At 70.4% G+C, this 12,826-nt stretch carries 14 protein-coding genes; 10 read left to right on the top strand and 4 right to left on the bottom strand.

Annotation, left to right across the window (positions count from 1 at the left end):
• The 7 genes from ACN20J_RS45585 (at position 1) to ACN20J_RS45555 (ending at position 5,384) form a co-directional block, all read left to right on the top strand.
• A complete protein-coding gene (locus ACN20J_RS45585) occupies positions 1-1,233 on the top strand; it encodes an aspartate transaminase (protein ID WP_361886515.1) in 1,233 nt (410 codons plus the stop codon).
• Between the two features lie 38 nt (positions 1,234-1,271).
• Complete coding sequence (locus ACN20J_RS45580; protein WP_189842604.1) at positions 1,272-1,946, top strand: 4-carboxy-4-hydroxy-2-oxoadipate aldolase/oxaloacetate decarboxylase; 675 nt, start codon at positions 1,272-1,274, stop codon at positions 1,944-1,946.
• A gap of 167 nt (positions 1,947-2,113) precedes the next feature.
• On the top strand, positions 2,114-2,734 hold the full coding sequence (locus tag ACN20J_RS45575) for a DUF5994 family protein (protein ID WP_419668324.1): 621 nt from the start codon (positions 2,114-2,116) through the stop codon (positions 2,732-2,734).
• 5 nt (positions 2,735-2,739) lie between these two features.
• A complete protein-coding gene (locus ACN20J_RS45570) occupies positions 2,740-3,009 on the top strand; it encodes a hypothetical protein (protein ID WP_190229998.1) in 270 nt (89 codons plus the stop codon).
• A gap of 6 nt (positions 3,010-3,015) precedes the next feature.
• Positions 3,016-3,504 carry a DUF5994 family protein gene (locus tag ACN20J_RS45565; RefSeq protein WP_419668323.1) on the top strand — a complete coding sequence of 163 codons (489 nt, stop codon included), beginning with the start codon at positions 3,016-3,018 and terminating at the stop codon, positions 3,502-3,504.
• Positions 3,505-3,827: 323 nt separating this feature from the next.
• Positions 3,828-4,589, top strand: a complete 762-nt coding sequence (locus ACN20J_RS45560) for an ANTAR domain-containing protein (RefSeq protein WP_419668322.1) — start codon at positions 3,828-3,830, stop codon at positions 4,587-4,589.
• 78 nt (positions 4,590-4,667) lie between these two features.
• Positions 4,668-5,384: a GAF and ANTAR domain-containing protein gene (locus tag ACN20J_RS45555; RefSeq protein ID WP_055615989.1), complete on the top strand. Its 717-nt coding sequence runs from the start codon at positions 4,668-4,670 to the stop codon at positions 5,382-5,384.
• An 89-nt stretch (positions 5,385-5,473) separates the two neighbouring features.
• On the opposite strand, the gene ACN20J_RS45550 is transcribed toward ACN20J_RS45555, so the two are convergent.
• Complete coding sequence (locus tag ACN20J_RS45550) at positions 5,474-6,292, bottom strand: SigB/SigF/SigG family RNA polymerase sigma factor (RefSeq protein ID WP_189842609.1); 819 nt, start codon at positions 6,290-6,292, stop codon at positions 5,474-5,476.
• Positions 6,293-6,632: 340 nt separating this feature from the next.
• On the opposite strand from ACN20J_RS45550, the gene ACN20J_RS45545 reads away from it, so the two are divergent.
• Complete coding sequence (locus tag ACN20J_RS45545; RefSeq protein ID WP_246575321.1) at positions 6,633-7,232, top strand: hypothetical protein; 600 nt, start codon at positions 6,633-6,635, stop codon at positions 7,230-7,232.
• 196 nt (positions 7,233-7,428) lie between these two features.
• Here the strand turns inward: ACN20J_RS45545 and ACN20J_RS45540 are convergent, their stop codons facing one another.
• Positions 7,429-7,779: an ANTAR domain-containing protein gene (locus tag ACN20J_RS45540; RefSeq protein ID WP_259333865.1), complete on the bottom strand. Its 351-nt coding sequence runs from the start codon at positions 7,777-7,779 to the stop codon at positions 7,429-7,431.
• A 301-nt stretch (positions 7,780-8,080) separates the two neighbouring features.
• Here ACN20J_RS45540 and ACN20J_RS45535 point away from each other — a divergent pair, with 301 nt between their 5' ends.
• A complete protein-coding gene (locus ACN20J_RS45535; protein WP_189842611.1) occupies positions 8,081-8,437 on the top strand; it encodes a PRC-barrel domain-containing protein in 357 nt (118 codons plus the stop codon).
• Positions 8,438-8,545: 108 nt separating this feature from the next.
• Entirely contained in the window at positions 8,546-8,716 is a 171-nt protein-coding gene (locus ACN20J_RS45530) for a hypothetical protein (protein WP_190230003.1), read from the top strand.
• A gap of 75 nt (positions 8,717-8,791) precedes the next feature.
• Here ACN20J_RS45530 and ACN20J_RS45525 read toward each other — a convergent pair whose 3' ends face one another.
• Positions 8,792-9,874 carry a substrate-binding domain-containing protein gene (locus ACN20J_RS45525; RefSeq protein WP_419668321.1) on the bottom strand — a complete coding sequence of 361 codons (1,083 nt, stop codon included), beginning with the start codon at positions 9,872-9,874 and terminating at the stop codon, positions 8,792-8,794.
• Entirely contained in the window at positions 9,871-12,600 is a 2,730-nt protein-coding gene (locus ACN20J_RS45520) for a SpoIIE family protein phosphatase (RefSeq protein ID WP_419668320.1), read from the bottom strand. Before ACN20J_RS45520 ends, ACN20J_RS45525 begins: the two co-directional genes overlap by 4 nt.
• Positions 12,601-12,826 lie beyond the last annotated feature (226 nt).

Genomic DNA, 12,826 nt, shown 5'->3' with positions numbered 1-12,826 from the left:
ATGACGACCGCAACGAGCTCCACGACCGCCCTGCGCGTGCAGCGCATCAAGCCGTCGGCGAGCACCGCGGCCGCCCAGCGCGTCCGCGAGCTGAAGGCCCAGGGACTCGCCATCCTCGACCTGACGGTCGGCGAGCCCGACTTCGACACCCCCGAGCATGTGAAGGCAGCCGCCGTCGAGGCGATCCGGCGGGGCGACACCAAGTACACCCCGGTCAACGGCACCCCCCAACTGCGGGCCGCCATCGCCCAGAAGCTGGAGCAGCGGCACGGGCTCCTCTACTCCGCCGACCGGATCGCCGTCGGCGGCGGGGCCAAGCAGGTCATCTTCCTCGCGCTGATGGCCACGCTGGACACGGGCGACGAGGTGATCGTCCCCGCTCCGTACTGGGTGTCGTATCCGGACATGGTCCTCGCCAACGACGGCACACCGGTCGTCGTGCCCTGCCCGGAGGCGGAGGGCTTCAAGCTGACTCCGCAGCGGCTGGAGTCGGCGATCACCGACCGCACCCGCTGGGTGATCCTCAACGCCCCGAGCAACCCCACCGGAGCCGCGTACACGGTCGACGAACTTCGCGCCCTGGCCGACGTGTTGCTCGCGCACCCGCACGTCCAGGTGCTCACCGACGAGATCTACGACGAGATCTGGTTCGAGCCGGGTCGGGTCCCCAGCCTCGCCGCTGTCGAACCGCGCCTGACCGACCGGGTGTTCCTCACCAACGGTGTCTCCAAGTCATACGCGATGACCGGCTGGCGGATCGGCTACGGCGCCGGCTCCGCCTCGCTCGTGGCGGCCGTCAACACTCTGCAGTCACAGATCTCGTCCTGCCCGTCGTCCATCAGCCAGGCCGCGGCTGCCGCCGCCCTCACCGGCGACCAGGACTTCGTACGCGAGTGTGTGGCCGTCTACCGCGGCCGCCGCGACGTGACCGTGAAGCTGGTCGACGACATCCCCGGTCTGTCCTGCACCCCGCCCAGCGGCGGCTTCTACGCCTTCGTGAACTGCACGGGCGTGCTGGGGAAGCGGACTCCCTCGGGTGAAGTGATCGGCTCGGACGAGGACTTCGCCCGCTATCTGCTGGAGTCGCAGCAGGTGGCGGTCATCCACGGTGCCGCGTACGGATCGCCGGGTTACTTCCGGATCTCCTTCGCAACCTCCACCGATGTCCTCACCGAGGCCTGTGAGCGCATCGGCCGCGCCTGCGCGGACCTGTCCCCGGCCGATCCCTCCTGAATTCCCGCCCGCCCCTCCTGAAGACCCGAAGGAGCGTCATGATCCGCGTCAACACGAAGTTCGACCGGCCCGACCCGGACCTGGTCGAGCAGTTGAGCAAGTACTCCGCCGCCACGATCCACGAGGCACAGGGCCGCCTGGGCGCCCTCGACTCGACCATCAAGCCGGTCGACCCCGCGATGTCGCTGTGCGGCCCCGCGTTCACCGTGCGCTGCGCTCCCCGCGACAACATCATGTTGCAGGTCGCCATCGCCCACGCCCGGCCCGGTGACGTCATCGTGGTCTCCGCCGGCGAGTACGCCGAGGCGGGCTCCTTCGGCGACGTACTGGCCAACGCGTGTGTCGCCAAGGGCCTGGGCGGCCTCGTCACCGACACGGGTGTCCGGGACACGCGGGAACTCCGTGAACTCGGCTTCCCGGTCTTCTCGTACAGCGTCTGCATGAAGGGCACCGTCAAGGAGACCGTGGGACCGATGGCCGAACCGGTGCTGATCGGCGGCGAGATCGTCCGTCCCGGCGACGTCGTGCGCGCCGACGCCGACGGCGTGGTGGTGGTACGACGCGACGACCTGGCGGACGTCGTGCGCAAGTCCCAGGAACGGGTCGAGGCCGAGGACGCCTACATCGCCGCCTACCGCTCCGGGAAGAGCGTCATCGAGGTCAGCAACCTCGCCGCCGTACTTGAGGCGAAGGGGCTCGTCATCGACGCGTAGCCGCCCGTCTCCGCCGCTGCGCCCGGGCACAACAGTCCGTGAGGCTTGACGGAGGAGTAGGCTGGGGTTACCGAGAGTACTTCGCGCACCGGCCTCCATGCTCGTGTCGTTTTCGGCGATTGACTACCCCGGGGCCGGTTCCGACCGCCCGGAGCAGGGTTCGCATCATGACTGCGACCGTTTCGTACGCGCCGACACTCGAAGACCGGCCTTCTCCTCCAGCTCTGCGCATGTCGCTGGCTCCCGCCGGCTCCGCACCGGCCCTGCTGGACGGCGCCTGGTGGCCCCGCTCCCGCGATCTCGGGGCGGAACTTCCCGCACTGACCGCCGTACTCGATTCGCTGTGGGGGCGGATCACCAGGGTCACGGTGAATCCCGCACACTGGCCGACCGTCCCACGCAAAGTGCCCGTCTCGGGCCATGTGGTGAAGGTCGGCTCGTTCATGGCCCAGCAGGACCCGCACCAGATGTTGCTGCTCTCCTACCGCGTGGGCCGCTGGGACCTGCTGGTGATCCCTCCGCAGACGAATCCCGTCGCGGCGGCCTGGCTGCTCGCCGCCGCGAGCGATCCGATACGTACGTCGACCGCCAGCGAGCTGATGGCGGAGGCGGCGCACCTCGGCACAGTGACGGAGACCGACCGGGCCGTGGAGGCGGTCTGGGACTCCGAAGGAGGCCATGAGGCCGGTGGAGCGCCCTCAACTCCCCGGATCCCGGCAGTGGTTGCTCCGGTAATCGGCACATCGGCGGTCGCTCTCGCGATGCCGCGTCCGGCGAAGGAGGTGTGACGGCCATGGAGACCTTCGTGACCGTAGTGGTGATCCTGGCGATGGTCGCTCTGGGCGCGTTCCTGATCCATCGGCTCAACAACCAGCACGACGAGCGCATCGCGGCGTTCCGCTTCAGCCGCTCGCTGCCGGCTGTACGGGGACCCGCGCCATCGGCCCCGCAGAAGGTTCCGGGTCGCGCCGCGACGAGCGGTACCAGTGATCGCCGGAGCCATGACGGCGGGGGACGCGGACGGCTCCGGTCCTGGGCCTGGGCCCGCACACAAGGGAAGTGAGTCGTCATGGACCCCGTCCAGCTCCTCGCGGACACCAGCAGTGAGCCGGTGCGTCCGGGCACCGCGGTGCTGCGGCTGGAGACGACCTCCAGACGCACGGGGACGTTCGACGGCGCATGGTGGCCAAGATCCCGCGACATCGGCAGCCAACTGTCCGGCCTGCTCATCGCCCTGACGGCCCGCCTCGGCACCATCTCCCGCGTCGGCCTCGACACGAGCGGCTGGGACGAGACCCCGGGCCATCTGGTCGTCGCCGGGCACACGGTCCACATCGACTGGTCCGCCGTCGGGGACAGCACGATGATCGTCACCCGGGGCGCCCAGGACCACTTCCTGTTCCTGGTGGTCCCTCCGCAGACGGCCCACGGCCCCGCCCACACCGCGATGGCCATGGCCGTACGGGACGACAACGCCGCCTCGGCCGAACATGTCCTTGCCGCCGCCGGTGTCACCCCGGCCGCCCGGCCCGTCGTACCGTCCCGCTCTCCCGGCTGACAGCTCTGGCGGAAGCCGCAGCTCAGCCAGTCGCACCGCCCGCAGCCCAGGACCCCGGCCGCCGCACCACGGACAACAGGCCGGGGTCTTCCCGTGCCGGGTGTCTCCCGGACCGCTCGGGTCCGGGAGACGGCCTCGACGTGAGGATGGTAGAACCATGGGTGTTCGTCGCAGGCGGAGGACATGAGCGGGGAACCGGCGGATCCGTACGTTGCCTCGTGGGAGACGCCGCCGCCCCGGGAGCCGCACCGCCGGTCGGACCGGTCCGACCGCCAGCGCTTTCTCAACCGCCTTACCTCCGGGGCCTGGACGCGGTGGCACGGGTGAGGGCCGACAGTCGCTCGGACCGGATACAGGTGCTCGTCGCCGAGCAGGCGGCCCGGCGCGGCGCCCGGGCCGGCGTGGTGGACGTGTGCACCGCGGCCGTGGCCGCGCTGCCGGTCGGCGGGGCCGGGCTGTCGGCGATGTCCCGGACCGCGGCGAGCCATCCGCTGTGCAGCACGGACGACATCAGCGCACAGTTGGAGGAGCTCCAGCTCACGCTGGGCGAGGGACCGTGCGTGGATGCCTTCGTACGGGGTTCCGCCGTCTTGACGCCCGATCTGCTCACCGGTGAACTGCAGGAGCACTGGGCCGTGTTCGCCGACGCGGCTCTGGAGGCCGGAGCGCGCGCCGTCTTCGCGCTCCCCTTGCAGATTGGTGCGATCATCCCGGGAGTTCTGGACCTGTACGCCGACGTGCCGACCGTGCTCGACGCCGAGCAGCTGGCCGACGCGCTGGCGTTCGCCGATCTCGCGACACTGCTCCTGCTCGACACGCAGATCGTCGAGGCGAACCCCACGGGTGGCGGGCCGGCAGCGGAGCGAGGCTTCGAGGACCTGGGCGCGTACCGGGCGGAGATCGACCAGGCCAGCGGCATCCTCACCGTCCAACTCGGCGTCGGCATCGAGGAAGCGTTCATCCGGCTACGCGCCCACGCCTATGTGCAAGGGCTCCGGCTCGCCGACGTGGCCGCCGACGTGGTGGCCCACCGGCTCCGCCTCTCCCCCGACGCGGAACCCGACCGGACCGACGAGGAAACCTGACGCATCGGTGCCGTCCGACGAACGTGCTGCACTTCCCGCCCCTCCCCGGCGGGAATAGTCTCAACCGAGGGTGTCACGATGAATCAGCAGCTCCTGGCCAAGACGTTCGTCGAGCTGGCCGACAACCTGGTCGCCGACTTCGACCTCATCGACTTCCTGCGTCTGCTCACCGACCGCTGCGTCGGCATGCTCGGCGCGGGCGCCGCCGGGGTACTGCTCGCAGACCGGGACGGCAAACTGCGGGTGATGGCCGCCTCCGACGAACAGGTGCGCCTGCTCGAGCTCTTCCAGCTCCAGAACGACGAGGGCCCCTGCCTGGAGTGCTTCCGCACCGGCGCACCGGTGATCGTCCCCGACCTGACCCGCGAGGTCGACCGCTGGCCGCGCTTCGTCACGGCGGCCCATCGCAGCGGGTTCGGCGCCGTGCAAGCCCTGCCGATGCGCCTGCGGGACGAGGTCGTCGGCGCGCTGAACCTGTTCCGCGCCACCCCCGGCCCCTTCGACCCGGCCGCCACGCTCATCGCGCAGGCCCTGGCCGACGTCGCCACCATCAGCCTTCTGCAGCAGCGCACCACGCACCGCAGCACCGTCCTCAACGAACAACTCCAGACGGCGTTGAACAGCCGGGTGCTGATCGAGCAGGCCAAGGGGAAGCTCGCCGAGCGCCAGAACATCGACATGGAGCAGGCCTTCACCGCACTGCGCGGCTACGCCCGCTCCCACAACCGGCGCCTGGTCGATGTGGCCCGCGCGTTCATCGACGGCTCCGAGCCCCTCGTCGGTCTGGGCGCCTGACCGTCCGGGCCCGCACCCCGGCAGTCACCCCCATGCCACCCGTGCATGTGTCACCCCGTGCACGCGTCACCCGCGCCCTCGTCACGTCGTCACGACACCCTCCTCAGATCGTGGGTCTCGGCCCACACCTGATCGCGCAGGCCCGCGCAGATGCGGGTGATCAGACGGGAGACATGCATCTGGGACAGCCCGAGTTGCAGGGCGATGCGTTGCTGGGTCATCTCGCAGAAGAACCTCATGTAGAGGATCTGCCGATCCCGTTCGGGCAGTGCCTGCAGAAGCGGCCGGAGCGCCTCGCGGTCGACGACCCGGTCGAAGCCGGGCTCCGTGCCGCCGAGGGTGTCGGTCAGGGCGTAGCCGTCCGCGGAGTGGCCGGGCAGGGCGTCCATGGACAGCGCCGTGTACGCCTCCAGGGCTCCCTGGCCCAGTCGTACCTCCGCCTCGGTGAGTCCGGTGTGCGCGGCGATCTCAAGGGCGGAGGGTTCACGGCCGTTGAGCGAAGCCCACTCGTTGCCGGCGGAGCGGACCCGGCTGCGAAGCTCCTGTACGCGCCTGGGTACATGCACAACCCACAGGTCGTCGCGGAAGTGCCGCTTCACCTCTCCGAGGATCGTCGGTATGGCGAAGCTGGGGAAGGCGGTGCCGAGGGCCGGGTTAAAGCGGGACACCGCCTTGACGAGGCCCAGTTGGGCGACCTGCTTGAGGTCCTCGAAGGACTCGCCGCGATGTCGGAAGCGCCGGGCCAGCCGTACGGCCATCGGCGCCCAGGCGCACACCACTTCCTGTTCCAGTGCGGAACGCTCCGGGCCCTTCGGTAAAGCAGCGATGCGACGGAACGCGGCGTCGGTGTCCGGGGCGTCGTCGTAGAGACGCCTGGGCGGCCGGTTCTGCGTGGGTGCGATCGGCATGGGCACGTGTCTCCCTGATCGGTGGCATCGCTCACCGTGGGAGCCGTCGGACCGCAGCACACTGGGGAGCAGCGACAGCCGCTCCCACGGGCGTGCCTCCGGTCTGAAGCACGTCGGACGAGTTCCCGGGCAGCCCGCCTTCAAACGCCCAACGGGCCCCGGCCCGGGGCCGATTCGGGGCTATGCTGCGAAGTGCACGTCCCAGACCCCGGCGGTGCACTGCCAGTCGGCAACGATGCCTGTCCCCACACCTCTCCCAGTGTCTGGAACCGAGGCGCCCATGCGCACCCCGCCGCAACCAAACGACCCTCAAGTCTCCGAAGTTTCCGAGCCGTCCGCCATGGACACGGTGCGGCTGCGCCGACTCAACCGCTGGCAGGCCGAGGGCCTGCGGGAGGACCTCGCGGATCTGTACGTGGAGTCGTCCGCCGCCTCACCCGGTGAGGAGTTCCGCGACCGGCAGAAGTTCCTGCTCCGCCTCGCTGACGACGTACAACTGCCGGGATTCGACATGCTGGTGGCCGAGGCGCAGTCCCTGACCGGTTGCGCCTTCGGAGTGCCCGTGCCGCGCGACGGCTCCTGGTGGGAGGGGTTCCACGGGCCGCTGCCGCAGAACCTGGAGCAACTCACCGCCTCCGGACATGTCTTCGCGATCCTCGACACCGTCGTCCATCCCCACCAGCACGCCCACGGACTCGCCCGCCGGCTGCAGGAACGCCTGCTCGGTGACCACGAGGCCTCGCTCGGCGTCACATTGGTGGACCGCTCCGATCGATCGACCTGCGCGGCCCTGACGACCTGGGGCTGGCAGGAGGCGGGCCAGATCCACCGGCTTCCCGGCCCAACGACCTTGCAGGTGCTGGTACTTCCTCTCGGGGAGCGCACGTCCGAGCATCCGGACGGCCTCGCCCACAACGACCGGACCCAACGGCCCGAGTAGCCGCACGGCCCGAACGCCGAACGGCCGAACGGGCCAGGAATCCGACGGGCAGAGGGACCGAACGGGCCAGGAATCGCGGGGGTGTTTGGGACTCGCCGACAGGGCTACTCAGCAGGGGCGTCCGACGGCCGGCCGGGACGAAGGCACCGGAGAGTTGAGTTCACAGCTCCCGGTGCCATCCGCCGGGCGCACGCCGTCACCCCCGGTCCACCGCGTGCAGGCGCCGCAGCGCCCGGCGGAACTCTCGCCGGATCTCTTCCGGGAGCGTCTCGTCGTCCGTCGTGGCGACCAGGGCCGCGGCCACGTCCCGGAGCTTGATGTTGCAGTGCTGAGACACCCCCACCAGCAGGTCCCAGGCCCTATCGCTGGAGCACGGCGCCATGGCCATCACCATCCCGCGGGCCTGGTCGATGACCGCACGCGTCACCAGCGCCCGCCCCAACTGCTCGTTCCTGGCTCGTAGTTCGACGATCTCGGCCAGCAGAGCCGCATCCCTCGCCGGAGCGACAGCCGTCACCGGCCGCTCTTCCTCGCGGTACGTGGTCACCTGGTGCACGGTGGGCCTCCCAGGAGCGGAACAGGACATCGCTGCCGGGGACTGGGGCCTCACTCGACAGCGTAGTCCTGCCCAAAGGTTGCGGATACGGTGCGACGTCTGCGGGTACTCGCTGCGATGGACGGCTGCCGCACCGGCCCCGATCCTCGGTCTCCGCCCTGGCGCACCACGCGGGAAGGAGGCCTTCGACGGGGCACTCGCGAATGTCCGACCAGCACGGACCGTAGTAAAATTGTTGCGGTTGGTGCACGTCCACGCGCACCGACAGGCGCCTCGCTCAGAGGGGAACGGCATGATCCAAGCAGCCGACATCCGAGAATGGCGCAACCAGGACGTCGTCGATCCGAAGGGACACAGGATCGGCGTGCTCGAAGCGGTCTATGTGGACACCGCCACCGACGAACCGGCCGTGGCCACCGTTCGGACCGGACTGCCCACCCGACAGCGTCTTGTCTTCGTCCCCCTCGACGAGACGACCCTCGGGCCGGGCTACCTCAAGGTCTCCTATGCCAAGAGCCTGGTGAAGAAGGCTCCTTCGATCGGTACGGACGACATTCTGCCCGCCGAGCAGGAGAAAGAGATCTTCCAGTACTACGGCATCGCCTACAAGCCGGGCGCGAACGGCGAACGGCAACTCGCGCGTCGTTGAGACCGTGCCCCACTGAGACCGCGCTCCACTGAGATCACGCTCCACCGAGACAGCAATCGACCGAGACGGCAATCTGCTCGAAGGAACCCGAAGGGAGGTGTGCCGGCGATGGTGCTCTTCCTGCTGGTCGTCCTCGCCGCAGTCGTCCTGGGGATCATCGGCGTGGCGGCGGACGGCCTGGGCTATCTGCTGGTCATCGGCATCGTGCTCCTGGCTGCCGACGTGATCGTTGCCGCCGTCGTCTGGTCCCGGCGCGCCAGGCGGCGTCCCGTTCGCTGACGAGGGCGGCGGCAGAGCGTCGTCGTGGAACGTCCCGGAGATCGGGCCCACGTCCCCGTAGCGGGTCAGCCCCGCCTAGTCGGTCAGCCCCGCCTTCTCACAGGCGCGCCGGAGCTCCACGGTGCAGATCTGGCCGACGGTGTACACGCCGCCCTTGACGAGGGTCTGGTCGATCTTGTCGACCGTCACCGCGCTCGGAGTGAGCAGAACGGACGGGATGTCCTCGGTGGTGGGACTGTCGGTCGTCGTCTTGGCCACGTCGTCGAGTTCCTCCCCGCGCGCCAGGGCGACGGCCATGGCGGCGGCCGCGTCGGCTTCGGCCGCGAAGGGCTTGTACACCGTCATGTACTGCTCGCCCCTGATGATGCGCCGCACGGCCTCGAGGTCGGCGTCCTGGCCGGTGATGGGCGGCAGCTTCGTGACGCCGGCGCTCTTGAAGGCGGCGATGGCGCCCGCGGCGATGGCGTCGTTGGCCGCGAGGACGCCGTCGATCCGGTCGGGGCCGAGGGCCGCGATGGCGGCAGACATGTTGGTGTGGGCGTTGTCCTTGCTCCAGCCCAGGGTGTCGTACGACCTGCTGATCGTCACCTTGCCGGTCATGACGGACAGGGCGCCCCGCTTGTACCAGGCCGCGTTGGGGCTGGTCGGATCGCCGTTCAGCATGACGACGTTCTCGCCGTTCGCCCTGTCGTCCATGGCCGTCAGGAGGGCCTCGCCCTGGAGCCTGCCGACCTGTCCGCCGTCGACGGTGACATACCCCGAGATCGGGCCCTCGGCGAGCCGGTCGTAGGAGACGACCGGGATGTCCGCCTTGCGTGCCTCCTGGATCGAGGAGCGGATCGCCCGGGTGTCGGCGGCGTCAAGGATCAGGACCTCGACCCCTTTGGTGATCATGGACATCATCTGTTGCCGCTGCCTCGCCGCGTCGTTCTCGGCGTTGACGTACGCCACGGTGCAGCGGGGGCACAGCTCCTTGAGGCGCTGCTCGATGAAGGGCTTGTCGGCATGCTCCCAGCGGGGAACCGCCCGGCTCGGGAGCAGCAGACCGACGGTGAAGCTGTCCGTGTCGGCCGCGTCGTCTCCTCCGCACGAGGCCAGGGACATCGCCATGAGCCCGGCGACGAGCGCCGCGACGAGACGTCTCGTACGCGTTCTCATGGCCCGGCCCCTTGTTCCGTACCGGGTTGTTCCGTACCGGGTTCCTGTCCCGTCCCGGGCTCCGGGTCCGCGGGAGTCGGCTCGCGTCGCGGCACGACGATCTCGCTCCACACCTGCTTGCCGTCGGCCACCGGCATCGACCCGAAGGACTCGGACATCGCCTCGACCAGGAGCAGGCCCCGACCGCCGGTCGACTCCCAGTCCACGGACACGGGCTTGGCGGGCGCGCGCGGCGAGGAGTCGGTCACGCAGACCCGGAGCCGGTCCCCGCGGAGCATCAGATCGACGCGTACCGGGCCCTGGGTGTGCACCAGGGCGTTGGTGACGAGTTCGGACACGACGAGCAGCACCGCGTCGGCCACGTCCTCGACCTGCCACTTGCGCAGCGTGCGCGCGGTGAAACGGCGGGCGTGCATGACGGCGTCGGGCAGCCGCCACACCGCCCAACCGGCCCGGATCGGCCGGGACTTCATCCCGTCGTAGCGCAGCAGCAACAGCGCCACGTCGTCCTCGCGACGGTCGACACCGCCGAGCAGTTCGTCGGCCATCCGCCCGGGATCCGCGGGATCGGCGGCGGCGAGGGCCTCACGTGTGCGCCGCATGCCTTCGTCCAGAGGCAGGTCGGCCGCCTCGACCAGCCCGTCGGTGACCAGGGCGAGCACCGTGCCGGGGGTCAACGCGACGGTGGTCATGGGGAATTCGGCCTCCGCGAGAATGCCCAGTGGGAGCCCGCCCTCGACCTGCACCTCCTCGGTCGTGCCGTCGGGATGGCGGATCAGCGGAGAGAGGTGCCCGGCCCGGACGAAGAGGGTGTTGCCCTCCTCCAGGTCCAGTTCGGCATAGCAGCAGGTGGCGAACAGATCGGTCTCCATACCGACGAGGAGCCGGTTGGCGCGCGAGACGACCACATCGGGCGGGTGGCCCTCGACCGCGTAGGCCCTGACCGCCGTACGCATCTGGCCCATGATCGTCGCGGCTCCGGCGCTGTGTCCCTGTACGTCTCCGATGACGAGCGCCACCCGGTCCTCGGACAGGGCGATGACGTCGTACCAGTCGCCGCCCACCTGCAGCCCCCGCCGGGCGGGCAGATAGCGGGCGACCGCCGTCCCGCCGGGCAGCTCGGGGAGGCGCCGGGGCAGCAGGCTGCGCTGCAGCATCGTCGCGAGTTCCTGCTCGGCGTCGTGCGCGTGTGCGCGGTTGAGGGCCTGTCCGACCAGCGCCGCGGTGGCGGTGAACAGGGACCGCTCCTCGGGGACGAAGTCGTGGGGCTCGTCCCAGCCGACCAGGCACACGCCCGCGACCCGGCCCTTGGCCGGAAGCGGCAGCACGGCCAGACCTCCGGCACCGATGCCCGCGAGCGCGGGTTCGAGGGCCGTGCCGGCGGACCACAGGTTCATCCGTCCGTCCCGCAGCGCCAGTTGAAGGGTGGGCAGGGCGCTGACCGGTGCGTCGGGCCACTCCGAACGCCACTCGGAACGCCACGAGTCGGGCCAGGCGGCGGGCTGGGGCGGGTCTAGCACGGTGACCATGAGCCGGTCGTCCCGCAACTCGGCGAGTGCCACCCGGTCGGCGCCCAGCGGCTCGCGAAGGGCGGTGACCACCACCCGGCCGACGTCGCGGACCGTCGTCGCGTCGTCGAGTGCGGCGGTCAGCCACTGGATCCTGGACACGTCGTCGGCGCTCTGCCGCAGGACCGAGGTCGCCGTCACGACGCCCAGCACCTGCTCCGGGCTGTCGTCGGTGCTCGCCACCACCCGGCAGGTCAGGCTCAGCCAGCGCATTCCACCGGTGGGACGGCGGACACGGAACTCCAGCTCCCGGCGCCCGAACGCCTCCGTGGACGGTTCCAGTACGGAGATCAGCGCGTGCATGTCCTCCGGGAGCGCGTGCGCGAGCAAGGTGTCGACCTTGCCGTCGAAGTCGTCCGGTGTGATGCCGACCAGATCGAGCAGAGCCTCGTCCGCCTCGATCAGACCGGTGTCCGGCATCAGGACGAACGAGCCGACGCCCAGACTCAGCAGGGCGGGACTCAGCAACGACGTGGGCGCGGGGCGGCCGGCCTCGGTCCGGAGCAGTCCGGCGATCGCGTCCGCGTACCGCTCCAGGAAACGCCGCTGCTCGGCCTCGAAGCCGACCGAGGACGCTCCCACGACGACGAGGCAGCCCAGCCGCCTGCCCTCCGCCCCGAGCGGCAGGGCGGCGAGCGGTGCCTCTGTCGGCGGGGCCTGCGCCTGCCGCGCCCGCGCCTGTGCTTGTGCCTGCGGCGCCCAAGCCTGCGCCTGCGCCCGTGGCTGCGCCTGTGCCGACGACGACATCGGCCCGCCCCCGGAATGCCCGCCCTGGGAATCCCGGCCTTCGGAATCCCCGCCTGCAGAGCGCCGGCCTGCGGAGTCCCGGCCCTCCGAGGGGGGAGCGAGTACCGCGAGGTCCAGCCACAGCGGCCGGTCGGTGCGGAAGGCGTGCGCCGCGGGTGAGTCACCGGACAGGGGCAGCCGCTCCGGCGGCAGGTACCGGGACGCGGCGCGTCCGGCCGTCTCCACCAACCGGAGATCGCCGTTCCCGGCGTCGGGCACATAGACCGCTGCCAACGCCACTCCGGCGAACGTCAGGGACCTGTCGCTCGCGGCGGCCTTCGGCAGGGGTGGCCGTGAACCGTTGTCGTCGGCGCCGGTCCGGGACTCCCGCGGCTCCGAGACTCCGGCCAGGGCGCGGCCGTCATGATGCATGTCCGCGACCTACCTCCGGTCCATGCGGCAGGTGCCGCTGGGTTGAGATCGGGCGCCCACCTACCAGAATCGCATAGAAGAACGAACCCGACAGATCAGGCCGAATGCCGTCACCGCCGCGGCCGACGGCCGGAGCCGGACCGCTGCGTTCGCAGATCACCACGGCCGGTGCAACAGTTGAGACGTGTTCGTCTTGCCACGCCGGTCACACGCCAGCCCTTGACGC

The organism is Streptomyces sp. 2-1 (genome assembly GCF_048564895.1).
Lineage (GTDB): Bacteria > Actinomycetota > Actinomycetes > Streptomycetales > Streptomycetaceae > Streptomyces > Streptomyces phaeochromogenes.
Note: the sequence above shows the minus strand (reverse complement) of the source record. Positions and strands in the feature narration are given on the sequence as shown.

Coding starts and splice junctions, on each gene's coding strand:
- ACN20J_RS45585 (WP_361886515.1), top strand. CDS start 1: ATGACGACCGCAACGAGCTCCACGACCGCCCTGCGCGTGCAGCGCATC.
- ACN20J_RS45580 (WP_189842604.1), top strand. CDS start 1,272: ATGATCCGCGTCAACACGAAGTTCGACCGGCCCGACCCGGACCTGGTC.
- ACN20J_RS45575 (WP_419668324.1), top strand. CDS start 2,114: ATGACTGCGACCGTTTCGTACGCGCCGACACTCGAAGACCGGCCTTCT.
- ACN20J_RS45570 (WP_190229998.1), top strand. CDS start 2,740: ATGGAGACCTTCGTGACCGTAGTGGTGATCCTGGCGATGGTCGCTCTG.
- ACN20J_RS45565 (WP_419668323.1), top strand. CDS start 3,016: ATGGACCCCGTCCAGCTCCTCGCGGACACCAGCAGTGAGCCGGTGCGT.
- ACN20J_RS45555 (WP_055615989.1), top strand. CDS start 4,668: ATGAATCAGCAGCTCCTGGCCAAGACGTTCGTCGAGCTGGCCGACAAC.
- ACN20J_RS45550 (WP_189842609.1), bottom strand. CDS start 6,292: ATGCCGATCGCACCCACGCAGAACCGGCCGCCCAGGCGTCTCTACGAC.
- ACN20J_RS45545 (WP_246575321.1), top strand. CDS start 6,633: ATGGACACGGTGCGGCTGCGCCGACTCAACCGCTGGCAGGCCGAGGGC.
- ACN20J_RS45535 (WP_189842611.1), top strand. CDS start 8,081: ATGATCCAAGCAGCCGACATCCGAGAATGGCGCAACCAGGACGTCGTC.
- ACN20J_RS45530 (WP_190230003.1), top strand. CDS start 8,546: ATGGTGCTCTTCCTGCTGGTCGTCCTCGCCGCAGTCGTCCTGGGGATC.
- ACN20J_RS45525 (WP_419668321.1), bottom strand. CDS start 9,874: ATGAGAACGCGTACGAGACGTCTCGTCGCGGCGCTCGTCGCCGGGCTC.
- ACN20J_RS45520 (WP_419668320.1), bottom strand. CDS start 12,600: ATGCATCATGACGGCCGCGCCCTGGCCGGAGTCTCGGAGCCGCGGGAG.